The organism is Rugamonas sp. GW822-FHT03B10 (genome assembly GCF_058801745.1).
In genome coordinates, this window is the sequence record NZ_JBXANP010000011.1 from 140,274 (window position 1) to 164,119 (window position 23,846).

General features: G+C 65.7%; 14 protein-coding genes and 2 tRNA genes. 7 read left to right on the forward strand and 9 right to left on the reverse strand.

The annotated features are described in order from the left end of the window. The first annotated feature begins 294 nt into the window (after positions 1–294). Positions 295–963, forward strand: coding sequence for a DNA alkylation repair protein (locus tag AC1RQG_RS18340; RefSeq protein ID WP_493133429.1), 669 nt, complete (start codon positions 295–297; stop codon positions 961–963). 18 nt (positions 964–981) lie between these two features. Here AC1RQG_RS18340 and AC1RQG_RS18345 read toward each other — a convergent pair whose 3' ends face one another. Then, positions 982–2,022, reverse strand: a complete 1,041-nt coding sequence (locus AC1RQG_RS18345; RefSeq protein ID WP_493133430.1) for an AraC family transcriptional regulator — start codon at positions 2,020–2,022, stop codon at positions 982–984. A 94-nt stretch (positions 2,023–2,116) separates the two neighbouring features. Between AC1RQG_RS18345 and AC1RQG_RS18350 the strand changes: the two genes are divergently transcribed. Beyond that, complete coding sequence (locus tag AC1RQG_RS18350; protein WP_493133431.1) at positions 2,117–2,752, forward strand: hypothetical protein; 636 nt, start codon at positions 2,117–2,119, stop codon at positions 2,750–2,752. Between the two features lie 66 nt (positions 2,753–2,818). Here the strand turns inward: AC1RQG_RS18350 and purL are convergent, their stop codons facing one another. Beyond that, complete coding sequence (purL, locus tag AC1RQG_RS18355) at positions 2,819–6,868, reverse strand: phosphoribosylformylglycinamidine synthase (protein WP_493133432.1); 4,050 nt, start codon at positions 6,866–6,868, stop codon at positions 2,819–2,821. A 305-nt stretch (positions 6,869–7,173) separates the two neighbouring features. Here purL and AC1RQG_RS18360 point away from each other — a divergent pair, with 305 nt between their 5' ends. After that, on the forward strand, positions 7,174–8,868 hold the full coding sequence (locus AC1RQG_RS18360) for a response regulator (protein ID WP_493133433.1): 1,695 nt from the start codon (positions 7,174–7,176) through the stop codon (positions 8,866–8,868). 21 nt (positions 8,869–8,889) lie between these two features. After that, positions 8,890–10,527, forward strand: coding sequence for a response regulator (locus tag AC1RQG_RS18365; RefSeq protein ID WP_493133434.1), 1,638 nt, complete (start codon positions 8,890–8,892; stop codon positions 10,525–10,527). A 25-nt stretch (positions 10,528–10,552) separates the two neighbouring features. Here AC1RQG_RS18365 and AC1RQG_RS18370 read toward each other — a convergent pair whose 3' ends face one another. After that, positions 10,553–14,158, reverse strand: coding sequence for a hydantoinase B/oxoprolinase family protein (locus AC1RQG_RS18370; protein WP_493133435.1), 3,606 nt, complete (start codon positions 14,156–14,158; stop codon positions 10,553–10,555). A gap of 175 nt (positions 14,159–14,333) precedes the next feature. Between AC1RQG_RS18370 and AC1RQG_RS18375 the strand changes: the two genes are divergently transcribed. Beyond that, the gene (locus AC1RQG_RS18375; protein WP_493133436.1) at positions 14,334–15,839 is read left to right on the forward strand and encodes an NAD(P)H-hydrate dehydratase; all 1,506 of its coding nucleotides are present in this window, start codon (positions 14,334–14,336) and stop codon (positions 15,837–15,839) included. Between the two features lie 6 nt (positions 15,840–15,845). Here the strand turns inward: AC1RQG_RS18375 and AC1RQG_RS18380 are convergent, their stop codons facing one another. Next, positions 15,846–16,574, reverse strand: coding sequence for an ABC transporter ATP-binding protein (locus AC1RQG_RS18380; RefSeq protein WP_493133437.1), 729 nt, complete (start codon positions 16,572–16,574; stop codon positions 15,846–15,848). On the opposite strand from AC1RQG_RS18380, the gene AC1RQG_RS18385 reads away from it, so the two are divergent. Together AC1RQG_RS18385 and mnmH are read left to right on the forward strand one after the other, a co-directional pair. Then, complete coding sequence (locus AC1RQG_RS18385) at positions 16,573–17,229, forward strand: arylesterase (protein ID WP_493133438.1); 657 nt, start codon at positions 16,573–16,575, stop codon at positions 17,227–17,229. The genes AC1RQG_RS18380 and AC1RQG_RS18385 overlap by 2 nt on opposite strands. Next, positions 17,226–18,284 (forward strand): tRNA 2-selenouridine(34) synthase MnmH, encoded by a 1,059-nt coding sequence (mnmH, locus tag AC1RQG_RS18390; RefSeq protein ID WP_493133439.1) that lies wholly within the window; start codon positions 17,226–17,228, stop codon positions 18,282–18,284. The genes AC1RQG_RS18385 and mnmH overlap by 4 nt, the downstream gene beginning before the upstream one ends. A 101-nt stretch (positions 18,285–18,385) precedes the next feature. On the opposite strand, the gene AC1RQG_RS18395 is transcribed toward mnmH, so the two are convergent. From AC1RQG_RS18395 to lon, 5 genes are all read right to left on the reverse strand, one after another. Next, on the reverse strand, positions 18,386–20,311 hold the full coding sequence (locus AC1RQG_RS18395; protein ID WP_493133440.1) for a SurA N-terminal domain-containing protein: 1,926 nt from the start codon (positions 20,309–20,311) through the stop codon (positions 18,386–18,388). Positions 20,312–20,619: 308 nt separating this feature from the next. Beyond that, a tRNA-Asp gene (locus AC1RQG_RS18400) sits at positions 20,620–20,696 on the reverse strand. 28 nt (positions 20,697–20,724) lie between these two features. Further along, positions 20,725–20,801 (reverse strand) — tRNA-Asp (locus AC1RQG_RS18405). Between the two features lie 61 nt (positions 20,802–20,862). Beyond that, positions 20,863–21,150 carry an HU family DNA-binding protein gene (locus AC1RQG_RS18410; RefSeq protein ID WP_311196558.1) on the reverse strand — a complete coding sequence of 96 codons (288 nt, stop codon included), beginning with the start codon at positions 21,148–21,150 and terminating at the stop codon, positions 20,863–20,865. A gap of 190 nt (positions 21,151–21,340) precedes the next feature. Next, positions 21,341–23,752 carry an endopeptidase La gene (gene lon, locus AC1RQG_RS18415; protein ID WP_493133441.1) on the reverse strand — a complete coding sequence of 804 codons (2,412 nt, stop codon included), beginning with the start codon at positions 23,750–23,752 and terminating at the stop codon, positions 21,341–21,343. Between the last annotated feature and the right edge of the window lie 94 nt (positions 23,753–23,846).

Sequence of the window (23,846 nt, forward strand, 5' to 3'; positions counted from 1 at the left end):
AACCGCCGCTAAGTTATTGATATATATAGGGAAAATTGGGCCGCGTGAGGAGCGTGGCGCGGCCGCGTATGAGTTGTTGGAATGGACTGCCCGATGCTGTATGAGAAGTTGGACTGCGTCGTCGGACCTAGCGCCCAGCCCCGCCGCATAGCAGTACCCGTGCCAGTTCCTGGCATGTAAAGACCAGAAATGAGCACGAGGGTCGGTACCGGCTGCGCGGCCGCACTGTTCACCTGTGCTTTCGCCGTATGGCCGGATACACTGCCCTACCCGTCACGCGATTAAAAGCACACCATGGTCACGTCTTTGTTGGATGAGATTCGAAAAATACTGGAAGCGAACGCCCAGGCGTCGCGCGCCGGGCCGATGCGCGCGTATATGCGCAATCAGTTCGTCTTTCTGGGCATTCCCACGCCGGTCCGGCGCCGATTACTGCATCCTATTTTCAGGGATTTAAAAGGGAGTGGCGCCGCATGTTTAATCGCGCTGGCGAAACAATTATGGACGCTGCCAGAACGTGAATATCAGTACGCGGCGCTCGATATGCTGGCTTTAAGGCATAAGGAATTGGGAGTCGAGCATATTCCGGACCTGCTCCTGTTGGCGCAGGATAAATCCTGGTGGGATACGGTCGATGGATTGACATCCATCATCGCGGATATATTGGCCGGCCGGCACGACGGCATGGATGACGCTTTGACGAGCCCGAATATGTGGCTGCGGCGAATTGCCATGCTGCATCAATTGGGCTGGCGCGGCCGGACCGATCGCGAGCGCCTGTTCAACGATGCATGCACGCTGGCGCCGGAACGGGAATTCTTCATCCAAAAAGCGATCGGCTGGGCATTGCGGGACTACGCCCGCCATGATCCCGAGGCCGTGCGGGATTTCCTGCGAATCCACAAGAGCCATCTCGCGCCACTCAGCTATCGCGAAGCGAACAAACACCTGCGGCAAGCGTGACGCAGTTGTCGGGCAGGTCTAGGCCGCCTTGCGGGCCGCCAGACGCCAGCGCCGTGGCGTCATGCCCGACCATTGAAGGAAAGCGCGATTGAACGCGCTTTGCTCCGAATAGCCCAAAAGCAATGCCACTTCGGGCAGCGACAACGGGGTATCGCGCAGATAATGCTCGGCCAGGCGGCGCCGCGTGTCTTCGAGCAGACGCCTGAAATTCCAGCCGCGCGCCTGTAGCCAGCGCCGCAGCGTCCGGCCAGACACGTGCAGTTCCTGCGCCACCTGATCGAGCATGGCTTCGCCGTCGAGCAAGTGACTGGAAATGCAACGCCGCACCGCTTGCAGCATGTGGTCCGGGCCCGGCAAGGCGTCCAGGCTGGCCTGCACTTGCCGTTCCAGCATCGCCACCAGGGCCGGATCGGCGCGGCGCAGCGGCAAGTCCAGCAGGTGCTTGGGGAAACAGACCCGGGTGGCCTCCTGCCCGAACAGGACCGGGCAACGGAACAGCGCCGCGTACGGCGCCACGTCGGCCGGCGCCGGTTCGACGAAATGGATGGCCACCGGATCGATCGCGCTGCCCGTGATGTCGCGCGCGAACTGGACCAGCGCAGCCAGTCCGCACTGGTTGGCCAGCAAGCCGATATGGCGCGACTCATCGCTCCATTCCAGGATCAGCCTGTCCTCGGCCTGACAGGTGCGCACGGGACTCACGTCGTGCACCAGCCGCTGGTAGCGCAGATAGCGCTGCAACGCCGCCAGCACCGACTGCGACGCCAGCAGCACATAGCCGAGCGGCCCCAGGTGGGCGGGCGTGATGGTGGCGCCCACATGCAGGCCCAACGCGGGGTCGCGCAATTGCCGCGCGGCGGCCGCCAGCATGCCTGCCCAGCGCAGGGCCGGATAGGACGGCGGCGTCGCCTCCGGTGGCGGCGGCGTCTCGCCCAGGACGTCAGCCGGATCCGCACCCTGCCGCGCCAGATAGTCGAACAGCAGCCGGACATAGGCGCCGGGCACGCTGCCCGTCAGCCCGATGGCGACGATAGGTGGAAGGCGAAGATGGTCGGACATGGCCTGAATTGTCAAAAAAGATGACCTGCGCTGTCAAGCCAGCGCACGCCCCGGTATCTACAATCCCAGTTTTCATAAAAAGGAGACAACAAGCATGATCGCAGATTCCGCCGCCCAGGCACAAGCGCTGGTGCGCAACGCCACCCATTTCCAGTGGTATGTGATTCCCCTGCTGTTGCTGGTGGTGCAGGCTTACGGCGAGCAGGCCGCCGCGCGCCGCTGGAACGTGGTGCTGGCCGGACTGTCCTTCTGGCTGATGGATTGGATCAACGAGATCTGGAACGGCCTGCTGTTCCATTTTTCGGGATTCGCCCCCGCCTGGGGCACGCCCGGCGGTTCCGCCTACGTGATCCTGATCGGCCTCAACGTGGAGATCACCTTCATGTTCGCCATCATGGGCCTGTACGCGGTGCGCATGCTGCCGTCCGACCCCGACGCGAAGATCCTCGGCATCAACAACCGCTGGGTGATCGCCGCCGTGAACTCGGTGCTGTGCGTGGGCGTGGAATTATGGCTCAACCACATTGGCGCGCTGACCTGGGAATGGTCGGGCTGGAACGCGGGCGCGCCGTGGCTGATCTGGCTGGTCGGCTACATGCCGTTCTTCGTGGTCGCCTACCTCGTGCACGACATGCGTTCGCGCAAGCGCCAGATGGCCGTCGTTGGCGGACTGGGCGCCACCGTGGCCGGCGGACTGGGCCTGTTCGCGGGCGTGCTGCACTGGATCTGAGCTCGCTGAAGTAAAAACGGCCCCGTTTCGTCGCCGAAACGGGGCCGTTCTCATTGGTACTATCGCTTAGCCGACGAACTTGCGGGCGTTGCGGAACATGCGCATCCAAGGCGAATCCTCGCCCCATGCTTCCGGGTGCCACGATTGCTGGACGGTGCGGAACACGCGCTCGGCGTGCGGCATCATCACCGTGAAGCGGCCGTCGGCCGTCGTCACCGACGTCAAGCCCTGCGGCGAACCGTTCGGGTTGTATGGATACGCTTCGGTGGCGGCGCCACGGTTGTCGATGAAACGCATGGCGGCCACGGCTTCGTTGATGTTGCCGGTCTGGCTGAAGTCCGCATAGCCTTCGCCGTGGGCGATGGCGATGGCGGTCTGGGTGCCGGCCATGCCGCTGAAGAAGATCGACGGCGAATCGAGCACTTCCACCATCGAGAAGCGCGCTTCGAACTTCTCCGACTTGTTGGTGGTGAACTTGGGCCAGGCGTGGGCGCCGGGGATGATGGACTTGAGGTTGCTCATCATCTGGCAGCCATTGCACACGCCGAGGCCGAAGCTGTCGGTGCGCTGGAAGAAGCGGGCGAACTGGTCCGACAAGGCGGCGTTGAACAGGATGGTCTTGGCCCAGCCCTCGCCGGCGCCCAGCACGTCGCCGTACGAGAAGCCGCCGACGGCGATGATGCCCTGGAAGTCGTCGAGCTTGACGCGCCCGGCGATCAGGTCGCTCATATGCACGTCCACGGCCGTGAAGCCGGCCTGGTGCATCACATACGCCGTCTCGATGTGCGAGTTCACGCCCTGCTCGCGCAGGATCGCCACGCGCGGACGCACGCCGGTGGCCAGGAATGGCGCGGCCACGTTGTCGGCCAGGTCGAAGGTGATCTTGGGCGTCATGCCGGGATCGGTTTCATCCAGGATGCGGTCGTATTCGGCGTCGGCGCAGGCCGGGTTGTCGCGCAGGCGCGCGATGCGCCAGCTCGTTTCGCTCCACAGGCGGTGCAGCGCGGCGCGCGGCTGGCTGTAGATGGTCTTGGCGTCGCGCGTGAATTCGACCACGCCACGGTCGTTCGGTTTGCCGATGATGTGGCTGCAGGCGCCGAGGTTGAACGCGCGCAGCACGTCCATCACCTGCGAGCGCTCGTCGGCGCGCACCTGGATCACGGCGCCCAGCTCCTCCGCGAACAGCGCGCGGATGGTTTGCTCGTTGCGGCGCTCGGCGATCTGGCCGGCCCAGTTCTTGGCGTCGCCCTGGTCGGCGCCGTGGCCCTGCTCCAGCGTCAGGATGTCGAGGTTGATCGACAGGCCGGCGCGGCCGGCGAAGGCCATCTCGGCCAGCGTGGCGTACAGGCCGCCGTCCGAACGGTCGTGGTAGGCCAGCAGCTTGCCTTCATTGTTCAGTTGCTGGATGGCGGCGAAGAAGCCTTTCAGGTCTTCCGCGCTGTCCACGTCCGGCGTCTCGTTGCCCAGCTGGCCCATGACCAGCGACAGCGCCGACGCGCCCAGGCGGTTCTTGCCGCGGCCCAGGTCGATCAGGATGATGGACGTGTCGCCCGCATCGGTCTTGATCTGCGGCGTGAGCGACTTGCGCACGTCGTGCACGGGCGCGAAGGCCGACACGATCAGCGACACGGGGCTGGTCACGGCCTTCGACGTTTCCTGCTCGTCGCGCCAGGTGGTGCGCATCGACAGCGAGTCCTTGCCGACCGGGATGCTGATGCCCAGCGCCGGGCACAGTTCCATGCCGACCGCCTTCACGGTGTCGTACAGGGCAGCGTCCTGGCCGGGCTGGCCGCAGGCAGCCATCCAGTTGGCCGACAGCTTGATGTCGGAAATGTCGCCGATGGCGGCGGCGGCGATGTTGGTGATCGCCTCGCCGACGGCCATGCGGCCCGAGGCCGGCGCGTCGATCACGGCCAGCGGGGTGCGCTCGCCCATCGCCATGGCTTCGCCGACGTAACCGTCGAAGCTCATGGCGGTGACGGCGCAATCGGCCACCGGCACCTGCCATGGGCCGACCATCTGGTCGCGCACGCTCATGCCGCCCACGGTGCGGTCGCCGATGGTGATCAGGAACGACTTGTCGCCCACGGTCGGCAGCAGCAGCACGCGCTTGGCCGCTTCCTCCAGGTCCATGCCGGTCAGGTCGATGGCGGGGAAATCGTTCTGCACGTGGTGCACGTCGCGCTGCATCTTGGGCGGTTTGCCCAGCAGGACGTCCATCGGCATGTCGACGGGGTTGTTGCCCAGTTCAGGATCGACCAGCTTGAGCTGGCGCTCCTCGGTGGCCACGCCGACCACGGCGAACAGGCAGCGCTCGCGCTCGCACAGGGCCTGGAACGCGGGCAGGTTGTCCGGCGCGATGGCCAGCACGTAACGTTCCTGCGATTCGTTGGACCAGATTTCCTTGGGCGCCATGCCGCTTTCTTCCAGCGGGATCTTGCGCAGGTCGAAGATGGCGCCGCGCTTGGCGTCGTTGGTGATTTCCGGGAAGGCGTTCGACAGGCCGCCGGCGCCCACGTCGTGGATCGAGATGATGGGGTTGGCCTCACCCATCTGCCAGCAACCGTTGATCACTTCCTGGGCGCGGCGTTCCATTTCCGGGTTGCCGCGCTGGACCGAGTCGAAGTCCAGGTCGGCCGTGTTGGTGCCGGTGGCCATCGACGAGGCGGCCGAGCCGCCCATGCCGATGCGCATGCCGGGTCCGCCCAGCTGGATCAGCAGGCTGCCGACCGGGATGTCGTCCTTGTGCGTGTGGCGGGCCGAGATGTTGCCGATGCCGCCGGCGATCATGATGGGCTTGTGGTAGCCGTACACGGTGTCGCTGGCGCCGGCGAACTGGCGGCCGATGTTCTGTTCGTAGGTGCGGAAGTAACCGCCCAGCACCGGACGGCCGAATTCATTGCTGAACGCGGCGCCGCCCAGCGGGCCTTCGATCATGATCTGCAGCGGCGAGGCGATGCGGTCCGGTTTGCCGTAGACTCCGGCGCTGTCGTGGTGGGGCGCGGCGGCCGTCACGCTGGCCGCGTTTTCCCACGCCTGCACGGCGCCCGGCAGCATCAGGTTGGACACGGTGAAGCCGGTCAGGCCGGCCTTGGGCTTGGCGCCGCGGCCGGTCGCGCCCTCGTCGCGGATCTCGCCGCCCGCGCCCGTGGAGGCGCCGGGGAACGGCGAAATGGCGGTCGGGTGGTTGTGGGTCTCCACCTTCATCAGGGTGTGGGTTAGCTCGGTCGAGGCGGCATATTCATGCTGCTCGCCGCGCGGGAAGAAGCGCTGCACCTCCGCGCCGGCCATGATGGACGAGTTGTCGCTGTAGGCCACGATGGTGCCCTTGGGCTGCAACAGGTGGGTGTTCTTGATCATCTGGAACAGCGACTTGTCCTGCGCCACGCCGTCGATGGTCCAGTCGGCGTTGAAGATCTTGTGGCGGCAGTGTTCGCTGTTGGCCTGCGCGAACATCATCAGTTCCACGTCGGTCGGGTTGCGGCCGGCCTTGGTGAAGGCGGCGTCCAGGTACTCGATCTCGTCGTCCGACATGGCCAGGCCGAGGTCCGTGTTGGCCTTCTCCAGCGCCTGCTTGCCGGCGCCCAGCACATCGACCGTCTCCAGCGGACGCGCTTCGAGCGTGCTGAACAGCGCGGAGGCCTGGTCCGGATGACGCAGCACCGATTCGGTCATGCGGTCGTGCAGCAGCGCGGCCACGGCCTGCGCTTCCGATTCCGACAGCTTCTTGGCGGCGCCGATGCCGGTGCCCAGGAAGCCGGCCTTCAGGTTGATCCGGTAGGCCACGCCACGCTCCACGCGCTTGATGTGCGCCATGCCGCAGTTGTGGACGATGTCGGTGGCCTTCGAGGCCCACGGCGAGATCGTGCCGAAACGGGGGATGACGAAGAATTCCTCGACGGCGCCCTCGGCGTGTTCGGCATGGGCCGGCTCGCCATAGGTCAGCAGCGCGCCGAGGCGGCTGCTGTCGTCGGCCGACAGGGGCGCGGCGGCGTCGATGAAGTGGACATATCGGGCCTGCACTGCGGCCACGGCGGGCAGCACCGATTGCAGTTGGTTTAACAGGCGTTGGCTACGGAATGCGGACAGGGCGTTGGAACCCGGCAGAATCAACATGGTTGGGCGATGGGGATTAAGAAAGAGTCGAATGGGGTCGGATGGTTCCGTGTGCGGTGCTGCAAGATTTGCTTTGCGCGCATTATACCGCTTTCGCCCCTGTCCCCACAGCCCTTATTCGGCGGAAAAGCTGCTGTCAAAGCAACATTTTTTGCCGATTCGGGCTGAAAATCGGGCTTGCCGCGCGGGAAACACGGCCCTGCGCTGCAATTTTCCCCGGGCTTGGGGTATGCTTGTTTCAAATTTTGCTGACGCCTGCCGATAAGGACTCACCGCCCCCGCGGCCCGGCCCACGAAAGTCCACCATGCCAGACTATAGCAACCTGTCGGTCCTGATCGTCGATCCCAACCAGGGCATGCGCGCCAGTCTGCACAATATGCTGACCCAGGTGAACATCACCAAGGTCGATCATGCCGTCGGTTCGGCCACCGCCATCCGCCAGCTGGGCATCAAATCGTATGACGTGATCCTGTGCGAGTACGACCTCGGCGGCAGCGCCGAGAACGCGGGCCAGGACGGCCAGCAACTGCTGGAGGACCTGCGCCACCACCGCATGATCAGCCAGTGGGCCATCTTCATCATGCTCACGGCCGAAGGCGTGTACAGCAAGGTGGTGAGCGCGGCCGAACTGCTGCCCACCGATTACATCCTCAAGCCGTTCACGGTCGACGTGCTGTCGCAGCGCATCGGGCGCGCGCTGGAGCGGCGCGCCAACTTCCTGCCCGTGTACCAGATGATAGGCCAGGGCAAGGCGCGCGAGGCGCTGGCCGCCTGCCTGGCGGCCGAAGCCAGCCAGCCGCGCTACGCGACCGACTACGCTCGGCTGCGGGCCGAGCTGCTGGCGAGCCTGGACCGGCACGCCGAGGCGGAACAAGTATACGCCGCCATCGTCCAATCCAAGCCGCTGGGCTGGGCGCAGCTGGGGCAGGCGCGCTGCCTGTCCCACCTTGGGCGGCACGCCGAGGCCCGCGCGCTGCTGGAGGCGCTGGTGGAGGCCAACCCCAAGTTCATGGCCGCTTACGATCTGCTGGCCCAGTGCCTGCGCGTGCACGGCGACGACGAGGCGGCGAAGCAGGTGCTGCAGGACGCGGTCGCCATCTCGCCCCACATGGTGCGCCGCCTGCGCCATCTGGGCGATGTGTCGCTGGCCGTGGGCGACGTGGCCGGCGCCGAGCAAGCCTACAAGCAGGTGGTGGCCAAGGCCCGCCATTCGGAATTCCGCGACCCGGCCGACCACGTCAACCTGGTGCGCGCACTGGTCAAAAAGGGCGACGCGACGGCCGCCGGCGCCGTCGTGCGCGACCTTGAGCGTTCGCTGCGCAGCAGTGCCAGCACGGAGGTGTGCCGGGCCTACGCCGCGGCCATGGTGCTGGAGCTGAAGGGCGACGCGGCCGGCGCGGCCGGCGAACTGGCCAAGGCCATGGACAAGCTGTCCGAGGCGACCGGCATGTCGAGCAACGTGAAGCTGGGGCTGGCCCACAGCTGCCTCGTCAACCGCATGGACGAACAGGCCAATGCGCTGTTCGCGGAACTGACGGCCGATCCGAACAGCGGCGTGAGCGAATCGCAGGTGCTGGCCATCTACGAACAGGCCGAACGCCCGGAGCTGGTCAAGCAGCACCACGCCCGCCTCGATTCGGCCGTGGACGCGATGGTGCGCCAGGCGGCCGAGAAGAGCCGCCAGGGCGACCTGCGGGGCGCGGTCGAGGTGCTGCGCCTGGCCTTGCAGCGCAATCCCGACCATACCGGCCTGTGGACGGCCGCCACCACGGCCATGCTGCGCCAGCTGACCGACCTGGGCTGGGACGCGCCCCTGTTCGGCCAGTGCACGGCCCTGCTGCGCCGCATCCGCGACCACAATGCCGAACATCCGCTGCTGCCCGGCCTGGTGGCCCAGTATGTGGCCGTGCGCAAGCAGCACGGCGCCCATATCGCCGCCGCGATGCCGCCCGCGCGGCCGCCAACAACACCCCCCTCTCCCTCACCTTCGGCCTCCTAGGCCATGCTTGGAAGTAGATAAATGCAAGATTACGCTGAACTTTCGGTCCTGCTGGTAGACCCCAACCCTGGCATGCGCGCCACGCTGCGCAACATGCTGAACCAGTCCGGCATCACCCGCATCGACGAGGCGGTGAGCTCGGGCACGGCCATCGGCCAGTTGAACAAGAAAAGTTACGACGTCATCCTGTGCGAGTACGACCTGGGCAGCGGCGCCGGCGACAACGGCCAGGACGGCCAGCAGCTGCTGGAAGACCTGCGCCACCACAAGCTGATCGCGCAGTGGACCATCTTCATCATGCTGACGTCCGAGGGCGTGTACAGCAAAGTGATCAGCGCGGCCGAGCTGACGCCCAACGACTACGTGCTCAAGCCCTTCACGGTCGACGTGCTGCAACAGCGCATCGCGCGCGCCGTCGAGCGCCGCTCCTACTTCCTGCCCGTGTACCAGCTGATCGGCATGGGCAACATCCGCAAGGCCATCACCACCTGCCTCGAATGCGAGGCCCAGCACGCGCGCCATGCGATCGAGTTCGCGCGCCTGCGCGCCGAGCTGCACCTGCGCCTGAACGAACTGGAGGAGGCGGAGCTGATCTACCAGACCATCCTGCTGACGCGCCCCATCGGCTGGGCCCACCTGGGCCTGGCCCGCTGCCAGTTCGGCCTGCAGAAATACGAGGAAGCGCAGCAGACGCTGGACAATCTGATCGCCCACAACCCGCGCTTCATGGCGGCCTATGACCTGCTGGCCCGGACCCACGAGGCCATGGGCCAGAACGTGATGGCCAAGCGCATCCTGGAGGATGCGGTGGCCATTTCGCCGCACATGGTCCGCCGCCTGCGCCACCTGGGCGAAGTGGCGTACGAGGCGGGCGATGTGATGGTGGCCGAGAAGGCGTTCAAACAGGTGGTGCAGAAAGCGAAATACTCGGAGTTCCGCGACCCCGAGGATCACGTCAACCTGGTCAAGACCCTGGTCAAGAAAGGCGATGCCAGCCAGGCGGGCGGCGTGATCCGCGACCTGGAGCGCTCCCTGCGCGGCAACGCCAACACGGAAGTGTGCCGCTCGGTGGCCGCCAGCCTGGTGGCCGAACTGATGGACAATCCGATCGCGGCCGCCGCCGAATTGCGCAACGCCGTGCGCACCATGAGCATGACGCGCGGCCTGTCCAACGGCCTCAAGATAGGTCTGGTGCACAGCTGCCTGAAAAACAAGCTCGATAACGAGGCCACCTCGCTGATGGTGGATCTGACCAACGACACGGACAGCGGCATCTCGATGGACGACGCCGTGAACGTGTTCGAGAAGGCTGGCCGCCACGACCTGGCGACCGGCGTGGGCGAAACCATCTCGCGCCAGCTCGACGACCTGCTGCTGGACGCGGCCGAGAAGCGCGCCCACGGCGACCTGCGGGCCGCCATCGACACGCTCAATGGCGCGCTGCGCAAGGCGCCGTCCAACATGGCGCTGCTGCCGGCCGCCGCGTCGGCCATGCTCAAGCAGCTGGACGACCTGGGCTGGGAAGCGCCCGTGGCCGAGCAGTGCAGCCATCTGCTCGAGCGCATCCGCAGGCTGGACCCGAACCACCCGGCCCTGCCCATCCTGCTCAACCAGTACACGGCCACGCAGCGCAAGTACGGTATCTCCACCACGGCCTGACGGCGCGGGCGCGCGGCCGCCGGCGTTATTCCGGCCGGCCGTAACCGCCGCCGCCCGGCGTCTCCACCACGAACACGTCGCCGGCCGCCATCGCCGTCTTGCCGATGTGGCCCAGTTGCTCCACGCTGCCGTCGGCCCGCACCACGCTGTTGCGGCCCACGGCGCCGGGCGCGCCGCCCGCCATGCCGAACGGCGCGTGGATGCGGTTGTTGGACAGGATGGCGGCCGTCATCGGCTCCAGGAAACGCACTTTGCGCACCCCGCCATCGCCGCCGTGCCAGCGTCCCGCGCCACCCGATCCATGACGGATGGCGTAACTGTCCAAGCGCACCGGGAAGCGGAATTCAAGAATCTCCGGGTCCGTCAGCCGCGAGTTGGTCATATTGGTCTGGACCACGCTGGTGCCGTCGAAGCCCGGCCCCGCGCCGGAACCGCCGCTGATGGTTTCGTAGTACTGGTAGCGCGCGTTCCCGAACGTGAAATTGTTCATCGTGCCCTGCGCGGCCGCCATCACGCCCAGCGCGCCATACAGCGCGTTGGTGATGCAAGTCGACGTCTCCACGTTGCCCGACACGACCGAGGCCGGGTAGTGCGGATTGAGCATGGAGCCCGGCGGGATCAGCACCTTGAGCGGCTTGAGGCAACCGGCGTTGAGCGGGATGTCGTCGTCCACCAGCGTGCGGAACACGTACAGCACGGCCGCCATGCAGACCGCCGACGGCGCGTTGAAGTTGTTCTCAAGCTGGGCCGACGTGCCGGCGAAGTCGATCTCCGCACAGCGGCTGGCGTGATCGACGCGCACCGCCACCTGGATGCGGGCGCCGTTGTCCAGATCGACCGTGTAGCTGCCGTCGCGCAGCGCGCTGATCACGCGCCGAACGGCTTCCTCGGCGTTGTCCTGCACGTGGCCCATGTAGGCCTGCACCACGTCCAGGCCGAAGTGCGCCACCATCTTGCGCAGCTCGTCCACGCCTTTCTGGTTGGCCGCCACCTGGGCCCGCAGGTCGGCCATGTTCTGGTCGGGATTGCGGGCCGGCCAGGTGGCGCCGGTCAGCAGCGCGCGCGCCTCGGCATCGCGCAACTGGCCGCCGGCCGCGCCGTCCACCAGTTTGAAGTTGTCGATCAGGACGCCCTCCTCCTCGATGCTGCGCGAATCGGGCGGCATCGAACCGGGCGTGGTGCCGCCGATGTCGGCATGGTGGCCGCGCGAGCCCACGTAGAACAGGATATGCTCGTCCGCCTCGTCGAACACGGGCGTGATCACGGTCACGTCGGGCAGATGGGTGCCGCCGTGGTAGGGATCGTTGAGCATGTAGACGTCGCCCGCCCGCATGCGGCCCGCGTTGGCCTGCATGACGGTCTTGATGCTCTCGCCCATGGAGCCCAGATGCACCGGCATGTGGGGCGCGTTGGCGATCAGGTTGCCGTCGGCGTCGAAGATCGCGCAGCTGAAGTCGAGCCGCTCCTTGATGTTGACCGAGTAGGCCGTGTTCTGCAGCCGCAGGCCCATCTGCTCGGCGATCGACATGAACAGGTTGTTGAAAATCTCCAGCATGACCGGATCGGCCGTGGTGCCGATGGCGCGTCGCTGCGGCAATGCTTCCACGCGCGTGAGCACCAGGTGGTCGCTCGGCGTGACCTCGGCCTGCCAGCCCGGCTCCACCACCGTGGTGGCGTTGGCCTCGGCGATGATGGCCGGGCCCTTGATGATGTCGCCGATGCGCGTCGCCGTGCGCTGATACAGTTTGGTGTTGCGCCATTGGCCGCCGCTGTACATGCGCACCACCGCCTGCGGCGTGAGGCCGGACACGCGCCGTGGCGCCGGCGTGACCGTTTCGGCCGGCGCATCCGAGCGGCCCAGGGCCTCCACCGACACCGCCTCCACGATCAGCGCCTTGCCCGGCATGAGGAAGGAGAAGCGCTTCCGGTAGGCCGACTCGAACTGGGCCTGCATGGCTTCCGCCGTATCGAACAGCACGATCAACGCCGAATCGGTGCCTTCGTAACGCAGGTGCACGCGGCGCAGCAGGGTGATGCGCTGCGCCGCTACACCCTGGCGCTCCAGCTCCGCGCGCGCCTGTTCGCCCAGCGCGCGCAGGCGCGCGTCGAGGCCGGCGACGCCGTCGTGCGCCAGCCTTTCCTCCACCGCCGCTTCGCGCATCGCGCTCTGATCGGCCAGCCCCATGCCGTAGGCGGACATCACGCCGGCCAGCGCATGGATGAACACCGTCTTCATGCCCAGCGCATCGGCCACCAGGCAGGCATGCTGGCCGCCGGCGCCGCCGAAGCTGGTCAGCGTGTATTCGGTCACGTCGTGGCCGCGCTGCACCGAGATCTGCTTGATGGCGTTGGCCATGTTGCCGACCGCGATGTCGATGAAGCCTTCGGCCACCTGCTCCGGCGTGGCCTGCTTGCCGGTGGCCGCCGCGATGCGCGCGGCCATGTCGGTGAACTGCGCGCGCACGGCCTGGGCGTCGAGCGCCTGCTTGCCGTCGGCGCCGAACAGCTGCGGGAAATGGGCGGGCTGGATCTTGCCCAGCATGACGTTGCAGTCGGTAACGGCCAACGGGCCGCCGCGCCGGTAGCTGGCCGGGCCCGGGTTGGCGCCCGCGCTGTCGGGCCCCACGCGCAAGCGGCTGCCGTCGAAATGGAGGATGGAGCCGCCGCCGGCGGCCACGGTATGGATGCTCATCATGGGCGCGCGCATGCGCACGCCGGCCACCTGCGTTTCGAACACGCGCTCGAACTCGCCCGAGTAATGGGACACGTCGGTGGACGTGCCGCCCATGTCGAAGCCGATCACGCGATCGAAACCGGCCAGCCGGCTGGCGCGCACCATGCCGACGATGCCGCCGGCCGGGCCGCTCAGGATGCTGTCCTTGCCCTGGAACGCGCGCGCATCCGTCAGGCCGCCGTTCGATTGCATGAATTGCAGGTTCACGCCCGGCAGGTCGCCGGCCACCTGCTCCACGTAGCGGCGCAGGATGGGCGACAGGTAGGCGTCGACCACCGTCGTGTCGCCGCGCGCCACCAGTTTCATCATGGGACTGACCTCGTGCGACACCGACACCTGGGTGAAACCGATCTCGCGCGCCATCCGCGCCACGCGCTGTTCATGGTCGTGGTAGCGGTAGCCGTGCATGAAGACGATGGCCAGCGCGCGCAAACCCCGGTCGTAGGCCGCCTGCAGGCCGGCGCGGGCGCCCTGCTCGTCGAGCGGCAGCACCACGTCGCCGTGCGCGCCCATGCGCTCGTCGATTTCGACCACATGGCCGTAGAGCAGCTCGGGCAGCACGATGTGGCGCGCGAACAGGCGCGGACGGTTCTGGTAGGCGATGCGCAGCGCGTCGCCGAAGCCGCGCGTGATGGCCAGCGCCGTCGGCTCGCCCTTGCGTTCGAGCAGCGCGTTGGTGGCCACCGTGGTGCCCATCTTGACCGCTTCGATCTGCGCCACCGGGATGGCCGTGCGCGGCCCCAGGCCCATCAGGTGGCGGATGCCGGCGATGGCGGCGTCGCGGTACTGTTCCGGATTTTCCGACAGCAGCTTGTGCGTGCGTAGCCGCCCGTCGGGCTGGCGCGCCACGATGTCCGTGAACGTGCCGCCGCGATCTATCCAGAATTGCCAATCCATGCCAACCTCAATGCGAAACAAGAAGCGCATATTGTAGTGCGTGGCCCGCCATCAGGGCGACACACTTGAACGGATTAATTCGATGCTAAAATTGAATGAACATCAATCGCCAGCGCGCGCCGCGCACGACGCGCGGGACGGAACCGCCGTTCCACACTCTTGATCGGACACGTCTATGCACCCACTCTATTCCGTCGCCGGGATCCGCGCCATCGAACAGCAGGCCGCCGCGGCCCTGCCGGCCGGCACCCTCATGCAGCGGGCCGGCCAGGCCACGGCCAACGCGGCGCTCGACATGCTGCCCTTCTCCACCAACCACGCCAGGGTGCTGGTGCTGGCCGGGCCAGGCAACAACGGCGGCGACGCGCTGGAGGCGGCGGCGCACCTGACCTATTCGGGCGCGCACGTGGACGTGCTGCATTTCCCGCCCGCCGGCGCGCAATCTGCGGAACGGGCCGCCGCCCAGCGCCGCGCCGAGAACAGCGACGCCAGCTTCAACGACATCGGCGGCAGCGTGCTGGCCGACACGGACTGGAACCTGGTGATCGACGGCCTGTTCGGCATCGGCCTGGCCCGGCCCGTGAGCGGCGCCTTGCGCACGCTGGTCGAGACGGTCAACAACCTCCACTGCCCGGTGCTGGCGCTCGACGTTCCCAGCGGCCTCGATGCCGACACGGGCGCCATCGTCGGCCCCGATGGCGTGGCCATACGCGCCACGCACACCATCACCTTCATCGGCGACAAGCCTGGCTTGCATACCTGCGATGGACGCGACCATGCGGGCCAGGTCAGCGTCGCCGCGCTGGACCTGGAGCCGCGCCAGTTCCCCGCCGTGCGGCTGCACCTGAACGACGTGCGCTTCTTCGCGCGAAAATTGCAGGCGCGGCGGCAGAACAGCCACAAGGGCAGTTATGGCAACGTGGCCGTGGTGGGCGGCGCGCGCGGCATGGCCGGCGCGCCCATCCTGGCCGCGCGCAGCGCGCTGCACGCGGGCGCGGGCCGCGTGTTCGCCGTGTTCGCGGACGATGCGCCCGCCTACGACAGCGGCCAGCCCGAATTGATGTGCCGCGCGGCGGCCGGTTTCGACCTCGATGGCGCCGTGCTGGTGCTGGGCCCGGGCCTGGGCACGGCGCCGCAGTCGGTGGATCTGCTCACGCGCGCCGTGGCCAGCGCCAGCGCGCTGGTGGCCGATGCCGATGCCCTCAACCTGCTGGCGGCCGACGCCTTGCTGCAGGCGGCCATGGCGCAGCGCGCCGCCGGCTGCATCATCACGCCCCATCCACTGGAGGCCGCGCGCCTGCTGGGCCGCCCCATCGGCACCGTGCAGGCGGACCGCGTGACGGCGGCGCGCACGCTGGCGGCGCGGCTGCGGGCGACGGTGGTACTGAAGGGCTCGGGCACCGTGATCGCCGCGCCCGGCGGCGACGCCGTCATCAACACGACCGGCAATCCCGCGCTGGCCACCGCCGGCACGGGCGACGTGCTGGCCGGCCTGTGCGGCAGCCTGCTGGCGCAAGGCTGGCCGCAATGGGAGGCGGCACTGGCCGCCGTCTGGCTGCATGGCATGGCGGCCGACGTGCTGGTCAACGATGGCGTGGGACCGATCGGGCTGACGGCCGGCGAACTGGTGCCCGCCATCCGCACCGCCCTCAACCGCCTGGTGCAGCAGCACGCGCGCTGAGGCGCTTCACACCAGCCGGCCCGCCGCGATCGTGATGATGCGGCCGCATTGGGCCGCGATGGTGGCGTCGTGCGTGACCAGCACCAGCGTCGAGCCATGTTCGCGATTGAGCTCGAACATCAGCCGGATCACCGCGTCGCCGGTGGCCGCATCGAGGCTGCCCGTGGGTTCGTCGGCCAGCAGCAGCGGCGGCTCCGTGACGAAGGCCCGCGCCAGCGCGACGCGTTGCTGTTCACCGCCCGACAAATATTTGGGGTAATGGCGCAGGCGTTCGCCCAATCCCACGCGGCGCAGCATGGCCTCGGCCTTGTCGCGCGCGCCCGCCTCGCCGCGCAATTCCAGCGGCAGCATCACGTTCTCCAGCGCCGTCAGATGGGGCAGCAACTGGAACGACTGGAACACGAAACCCAGCTTGGCCATGCGCAGCGCGGCGCGGCCATCCTCGTCGAGCGCGTAGATGTCGACGCCATCGAGCAGCACCTTGCCGCCGCTGGGCGTATCGAGGCCGGCCAGCAAACCGAGCAAAGTGGACTTGCCCGAGCCGGAAGCGCCTACAATAGCGAGCGTTTCGCCACTTTGCACGGTAAAATCCACGTGGTGCAATATCGTCAGCTCGCCGCCGGCGTCCGCCACGCGCTTGGTCAGGCCCGTCACTTCGATGGCGGCCGTCCCCGCGGCGGCGTTGGCCGGGGCGGGAGTCAATGGAATGGAAGGCGTCGAGGGAAGATCGGGCATGCTGAATTTTGTAAGAATAAGTCGTGACACGGGACGGACAAGCCGGCTGGCGTTCGCCGCCCTGCTCCTGCTGTGCTGCGCCGCGAGCGCCTATTCTGCACCAAAAACCATCCTCGTGCTCGGCGACAGCCTGTCGGCCGAATATGGCCTGAGCCGGGGCAGCGGCTGGGTGGCGCTGGCCGAGCAGAAGCTCAAGGACCAGAAGATCGCCGCCGACATCGTCAACGCCAGCGTAAGCGGCGAGACGACCAGCGGCGGCCGCACCCGCCTGCCGGCCCTGCTGGAGAAATACCATCCCGCAGTCCTCGTGATCGAGCTGGGCGCCAACGACGGCTTGCGCGGCCTGCCGGTGGCCGCCGCCGAAGCCAACCTGCGCGCCATGGCCGCCGCCGCCCACGCGGCCAACGCCCGCGTGCTGCTGGTGGGCATGCGCATGCCGCCCAATTACGGCCGCCAGTACGCCGATCAGTTCTACGCCATGTACGGCACGTTGAGCAAGGAGATCAAGGCGCCGCTGGTGCCGTTCATGCTCGAAGGCGTGGCCGACCAGCCCCAATTATTCCAGGCCGACCGGCTGCACCCGACCGCCGAGGCCCATCCCACCATCCTGGCCAACATCTGGCCCTCTCTACAGAAAATAATCAAAACACGATGAAGTACCCAGAACTACTGCGCTTTGAAGATGCACTGCCCCGGCTGGACCAGTTTGACACCCTCATCGACGTGCGCAGCCCGTCCGAATTCGCGCTCGACCACCTGCCCGGCGCCATCAACTGTCCGGTGCTTGACGACGAACAGCGCATCAAGGTCGGCACCATGTACAAGCAGGTCAACGCCTTCGAAGCCAAGAAAGTGGGCGCGGCGCTGGTGGCGCGCAACATCGCGCAACACATCGAAACCCAGTTCCTCGACAAGCCGCGCGATTGGAAGCCGCTGGTCTACTGCTGGCGCGGCGGCAACCGAAGCGGCGCCATGGCCCACATCCTGGCCAAGATAGGCTGGCCCGTCGTGCAGCTCGATGGCGGCTACAAGGCGTATCGCAACTATGTGAACGGCGCGCTGGAAGTGGCGCCGGCGCTGTCGTTCCGCGTGATCTGCGGCACCACGGGCAGCGGCAAGAGCCGCTTGCTGGAAGTGCTGCACGCGGACGGCGCGCAGGTGCTGGACCTGGAACAACTGGCCGCCCACCGCGGCTCGGTGCTGGGCAACCTGCCCAGCCAACCGCAGCCGACCCAGAAAGCGTTCGAAACGATGCTCTGGGAACGGCTGCGCAGGTTCGATCCGGCCCGGCCCGTGTTCGTGGAATCGGAAAGCAAGAAGGTCGGCCAGCTGCGCGTGCCGGCCGCGCTGATGGACACCATGCGCGCCGCGCCGTGCATCTCGCTCCAGCTGTCGCGCGCCAACCGGGTGCGGCTGCTGATGGAGGACTACGCCCACTTCACGCAAGACCCGGCCACCCTGAACACCCAACTCGATTGCCTGGTGAGCCTGCACGGCCACGAGAAGATCAAGCGCTGGCACGAATTGGCCAATTCCGGTCAGATGGAGCTGCTGGTGGAGGAACTGCTGGCCGAGCATTACGACCCGGCCTACCTGCGTTCGATCGACCGCAATTTCGTCCAGTTCGACCACGCACAGCTGCTGGAACTGGACGACATCACTCCCGCCGCCTTCCTCGCCGCCGCCCGCCACCTGCAAGCGACCGCCTAGCGAATTGGGGACGTAACACGATTCCTTCACTGCGTTACGTACCCCATTGGAAAAAACAAAAGCCGCTCGAAGCGGCTTTTGTTTTATGGGCGGTGCCGGGCTTACTTGGCGTCGGCGTCCGTCTTGGCGGCGCCGGCGGCGGCAGCCAGCGGCTTGACGATCTTCACTTTGGCCTTCTGCTTCAGCGCTTCCACGTAATCGAACATCTCCTGCTGCGATACGATGTTGGCGATCTGCTCGGCTTCCGTCTTGCGGCGCGCCTCATCCTGCTCGGCAGGATGCTGCACCTTGCCGATGCGGTAGATGCCATAACCCATGCCCGGCAGTTCCACGCCCACATAGGCCGGCAGCTTGCTCGTGTCGGCACGCATGATCGCGCCCATGGCCTTGCCGTTGATGCCATCGGCCTTGGAACGCGACACCAGCTTGGCGGCGCCGAAGCCGGTGGCGTCGCCCGACTTCTGCAGGGCGGCCAGCTTCTCGTCGCCCGTCTTCTTGGCCAGCTTGAGCGCTTCTTCCATCGTCACGCGCTGACGGATGGCGGCATCGACCTCGGCCAGCGGACGCTTGGTGGCGGGCTTGAACTCGACGATGCGGCCGGCGATCAGGGTGCTCGGCGCCACTTCCACCGCTTCCGTGTTGCGCTTGTTCTGCAGCGAGTCGTTGGTGAACAGGGCCGCCAGGAACTTGGCGTTGTTGTACGGCGCGGCGCCGGCGGCCGGCGATGGCTGACGCGAGACGTTGGCCGCCGTTTCGATCTTCAGGCCCAGCTTGTCGGCCACGGGTTTCAGGCTTTCAGCTTGCTCGTACACGGTGTTGGTGAACGTCTCGGCCATTTCCGAATACTTCTTGGCCGCCTTCTGCTTCTTCAGTTCGGCCGCGATGTCGTTCTTCACGTCGTCCAGCGGCTTGACGGTGGCCGGCTTGAGCGCGGTCACGGTCAGGATGTGGTAGCCGAATTCCGACTGCACCAGGTCGCTGATCTCGCCCTGCTTGAGCTTGTAGATCGCATCCTCGACCGGCTTGGTCATCGTGCCTTTTTCGATCACGTCCAGGTCGCCGCCCTGCGGGGCCGAACCGGGGTCTTCCGACTTGGCCTTGGCGATCTTGGCGAAATCGCCGGGCGCCTTGCGCACTTCGGCCAGGATGGCTTCGGCCTTGGCCTTGGCGGCTGCCTTGTCGGCGGCGCTGGCGTCCTTCTTCACGGCCACCAGGATGTGGCTGGCGCGACGGGTTTCCGGCGTTGTGTAGCGCTGCTGATTCTGCTGGTAGTAGGCCGCGATGTCGGCGTCGCTCACGCTCACTTGCGACAGCACGGCGTCGCTGCTGAAGACCACGTATTCGATCTTGGCCTGCTCTGGCACTTCGAACATCTTGGCGTTCTTGTCGTAGAACGCTTTGACCATGTCGTCCGTGACCTTGACCTGGGCCGCGAATTCACTGATCGGCAGCACCAGCTCCTGCACTTCACGCTCCTGCGCGCCGATGTCGGACACGGTCTTGGCCACCGTGCGCGGGGCGAAGCCGGTGTTCTGGATGGCGCCGGTCAGTTGCTGGAAGGCCATGTCGCGGCGCATGCGCGCATCGTTCATGGCGGGCGTCATGCCTTGCGCGGCCAGGATGGCCTTGTAGCGCTCCATGTCGAATTTGCCGTCGCCACCGAACACTTCCAGGATGGCCTTCTGCAGGGCGGCGTCGGTCACGGTCAGGTGGTCGCGCGCCACTTCCGCGCTCAGCGCGCGCTCGGCGATCATCTGGTCCAGGATGTTTTGCTTGAATTCCGGGGTGTCGAACAGCTTCTGGTCGAACTGGGCGCCGAGCCGCTGGCGATAGCTCTCGAGCTGGTTGCGCAGGGCCGCATCGAACTCTTGCTGGGTCAGCGCGCGGCCGTCGATCTTGGCGATCGTGTTGGCGTCGTCACCAAAGCTCTTGTAGCCGCTGATACCGACCAGCGCGAATGACGGAATGATGAGCAGCATCAGGAAAAACTGCATCAAGCGTTGATGGGTGCGTATAAATTCAAACATGGTCAGCCAATTCGGATTAGTGGAACGTGCACATACAAAAAAAGGCGAACTCCCGTTCGCCTCTTCTATGTCGGGCGGGGTGGTTTGGAGCGACTGACTCCGGCCCACTTCGCCTTTAAATTCAACGAGTTATACGGCACAGTGAACGAAAAACCTGCCGAATAAATCGGTATCACGCGATTTTACAGTGAGCCTCAGTCGATAGCAAGAGTAAATCAATTGCAACGGAAGCCATATACGGGACCAACAAATACCGCGCGACAAAAGAAAAACCCCGCAGCCGGTGACGGCTGCGGGGTTTCTTGTTCTGGCGGAGCGGACGGGACTCGAACCCGCGACCCCCGGCGTGACAGGCCGGTATTCTAACCAACTGAACTACCACTCCTGGACTGGATGTTTCATCGCGCATTTGCTGGCGGAGCGGACGGGACTCGAACCCGCGACCCCCGGCGTGACAGGCCGGTATTCTAACCAACTGAACTACCGCTCCTGCAAATGCTGATACTGCCTACTGACAAACAAATCGGTGAGCGTCCACTCACCGAAGTCCGTTAGTTTACAGCATCTTTCAAAGCTTTACCAGCTTTAAATTTCGGCACTTTCGCCGCGTCGATGGTGATCTCTTCCTTGGTGCGCGGATTGCGGCCGGTACGGGCGGCGCGTTCGCTCACGGAGAAGGTGCCAAAGCCGACCAGGGTGACGCTGTCGTTCTTCTGCAAGGTTGTCGTTACACCGTCGATCACCGCATCGAGTGCGCGCGCCGCAGCCGCTTTCGAAATATCGGCGGATTGGGCAATATGGTCGATCAATTCAGTCTTATTCACTAGCTTCCCCGTCACAAAGGTTATATCGTTGCACCGGCAATTAATCGCCAGTCGAATGGCGCGCTAATTGCGGCAGAGAAAAATCTCAGGCCGTATTAAACAAGCCACACTCACTTTATGTCAAGACTTTAAGCCAGGAATGACGGTTTAAATAACAAACAAGCGCCTCGCGGGCGCTTGTTTGTTCATTGCGGACGACGGAAAGTTAATGTTTTACCACTTCCGCCTGACCATCGACCTTGGTCGCCGCCGCCGCCACCGCTTCCACGGCGGCCGTTTCCGTCAGCGCCACGGGTTGGCGTTCGAGGGCCACTTCCAGCACCTTGTCGATCCAGCGCACGGGCACGATTTCCAGCTTGTTCTTCACATTGTCCGGAATATCGGCCAGATCCTTGACGTTCTGCTCGGGGATCAGCACGGTCTTGATGCCACCGCGCTGGGCCGCCAGCAGTTTCTCCTTCAAGCCGCCGATCGGCAACACTTCGCCGCGCAGCGTGATCTCGCCCGTCATCGCCACATCGGCACGCACGGGGATGCCCGTGAACACCGACACCATCGCCACCGTCATGGCCGCGCCGGCGGACGGACCGTCCTTGGGCGTGGCGCCTTCGGGCACGTGGATGTGGATGTCGCTCTTCTCGAACACCTCGGCCTTGATGCCCAGCCGCGCCGCCCGGCTGCGCACCACGGTGCGGGCCGCCTCGATCGATTCCTTCATCACGTCGCCCAGCGTGCCGGTGCGGATCACGTTGCCCTTGCCCGGCATCTGCACGGCCTCGATGGTCAGCAGGTCGCCGCCCACCTCGGTCCATGCCAGGCCGACCACCTGGCCGATCTGGTTGTCCTTCTCGGCCACGCCGAAGTCGTAGCGGCGCACACCGAGGAACTTGTCGAGGTTCTTGCTGGTGACGGCCACTTTCTTGTCCGACTTCTTGAGCAGCAGCATCTTGACCACCTTGCGGCAGATCTTCGACACTTCACGCTCGAGCGAACGCACGCCCGCCTCCCGCGTGTAGTAGCGGATGATGTCGCGCAGGGCCGACTCGGCCACCGAGATTTCCTCTTCCTTCAGACCGTTGTTCTTGATCTGTTTCGGCAGCAGGTAGCGCTGCGCGATGCTGGTCTTCTCGTCCTCCGTGTAGCCGGACAGGCGGATCACCTCCATCCGGTCCAGCAGCGCCGGCGGGATGTTGTACGAGTTCGACGTGGCCACGAACATCACATCGGACAGGTCGAAATCGACCTCGATGTAGTGGTCGGAGAACGTGTGGTTCTGTTCCGGATCGAGCACCTCCAGCAGGGCCGACGACGGGTCGCCGCGGAAGTCCGCGCCCATCTTGTCGACCTCGTCCAGCAGGAACAAGGGGTTGCGCACGCCGACCTTGGCCAGCGATTGCAGGATCTTGCCCGGCATGGAGCCGATGTAGGTGCGGCGGTGGCCACGGATCTCGGCCTCGTCGCGCACGCCGCCGAGCGCCATGCGCACGAACTTGCGGTTGGTCGCGCGCGCGATCGACTGGCCCAGCGAGGTCTTACCGACACCCGGAGGACCGACGAAGCACAGGATGGGCGCCTTCAGCTTGTCGACGCGCTGTTGCACCGCGAGGTATTCCAGGATGCGTTCCTTGACCTTCTCGAGGCCATAGTGGTCGCCTTCCAGCACCTTCTCGGCGTTGCTGAGGTCGTTGTTGACCTTGGACTTTTTCTTCCATGGCAGGCTGACCAGCGTGTCGATGTAGTTGCGCACGACGGTGGCCTCGGCCGACATCGGCGACATCAGCTTGAGCTTCTTCAGCTCGGCCGTGGCCTTGTCCAGCGCTTCCTTCGGCATCTTGGCGGACGCGACCTTCTTCTCCAGCTCGTCCAGGTCGGCGCCCTCTTCGCCCTCGCCCAGTTCCTTCTGGATGGCCTTGACCTGTTCGTTCAGGTAGTACTCGCGCTGCGACTTCTCCATCTGGCGCTTGACGCGGCCACGGATGCGCTTCTCCACCTGCAGAATGTCGAGCTCGCCTTCGAGCTGGCCCAGCAGGTGCTCGAGGCGCTTGGACACGCTGAAGATCTCCAGGATCACCTGCTTCTGCTCAAGCTTGAGCGGCAAGTGGGCGGCCACGGTGTCGGCCAGGCGGCCGGCGTCGTCGATGCCCGACAGCGAAGCGAGGATCTCGGGCGGGATTTTCTTGTTCAGCTTGACGTACTGGTCGAACTGCTGAACGATGGCGCGGCGCATGGCTTCCAGCTCCGACTCGTCGCCCAGCTCGGATTCGAGCGGCGTCAGGTCGGCCACGAAGTGCGACGGCGTATCGGTGATGCGGTTGATGCGCGCACGCTGAGCGCCTTCGACCAGCACCTTGACGGTGCCGTCGGGCAGTTTCAGCATTTGCAGAATATTGGCCACGCAGCCGATCTCATAGATATCGGAGGCAGAAGGTTCGTCCTTGGCAGCGGCTTTTTGCGCGGCAAGCATGATGCTCTTGCCTTGCTCCATCGCGGCTTCCAGTGCTTTGATTGATTTTGGGCGCCCCACGAACAGCGGTATCACCATATGCGGGAAAACGACGACGTCCCGCAACGGCAATAACGGCAGCTGGGTTTGCTCAGTTAATTTGGAAGTTGTCATGGCGTACCTTATGTGAAAGCGTGTTTATGATGTGGGCGCGGTGTGGCCTAATCACAAGACCGGCGTCCAGAAAAAATTCCAGGCGTTCACTATT

What these genes read in the sequence shown, in the direction of transcription:
- AC1RQG_RS18370 (WP_493133435.1), bottom strand. Translation starts at nt 14,158, where the DNA reads ATGGATTGGCAATTCTGGATAGATCGCGGCGGCACGTTCACGGACATC.
- AC1RQG_RS18375 (WP_493133436.1), top strand. Translation starts at nt 14,334, where the DNA reads ATGCACCCACTCTATTCCGTCGCCGGGATCCGCGCCATCGAACAGCAG.
- lon (WP_493133441.1), bottom strand. Translation starts at nt 23,752, where the DNA reads ATGACAACTTCCAAATTAACTGAGCAAACCCAGCTGCCGTTATTGCCG.
- AC1RQG_RS18350 (WP_493133431.1), top strand. Translation starts at nt 2,117, where the DNA reads ATGATCGCAGATTCCGCCGCCCAGGCACAAGCGCTGGTGCGCAACGCC.
- mnmH (WP_493133439.1), top strand. Translation starts at nt 17,226, where the DNA reads ATGAAGTACCCAGAACTACTGCGCTTTGAAGATGCACTGCCCCGGCTG.
- AC1RQG_RS18385 (WP_493133438.1), top strand. Translation starts at nt 16,573, where the DNA reads ATGCTGAATTTTGTAAGAATAAGTCGTGACACGGGACGGACAAGCCGG.
- AC1RQG_RS18360 (WP_493133433.1), top strand. Translation starts at nt 7,174, where the DNA reads ATGCCAGACTATAGCAACCTGTCGGTCCTGATCGTCGATCCCAACCAG.
- AC1RQG_RS18345 (WP_493133430.1), bottom strand. Translation starts at nt 2,022, where the DNA reads ATGTCCGACCATCTTCGCCTTCCACCTATCGTCGCCATCGGGCTGACG.
- AC1RQG_RS18340 (WP_493133429.1), top strand. Translation starts at nt 295, where the DNA reads ATGGTCACGTCTTTGTTGGATGAGATTCGAAAAATACTGGAAGCGAAC.
- AC1RQG_RS18380 (WP_493133437.1), bottom strand. Translation starts at nt 16,574, where the DNA reads ATGCCCGATCTTCCCTCGACGCCTTCCATTCCATTGACTCCCGCCCCG.
- AC1RQG_RS18365 (WP_493133434.1), top strand. Translation starts at nt 8,890, where the DNA reads ATGCAAGATTACGCTGAACTTTCGGTCCTGCTGGTAGACCCCAACCCT.
- purL (WP_493133432.1), bottom strand. Translation starts at nt 6,868, where the DNA reads ATGTTGATTCTGCCGGGTTCCAACGCCCTGTCCGCATTCCGTAGCCAA.
- AC1RQG_RS18395 (WP_493133440.1), bottom strand. Translation starts at nt 20,311, where the DNA reads ATGTTTGAATTTATACGCACCCATCAACGCTTGATGCAGTTTTTCCTG.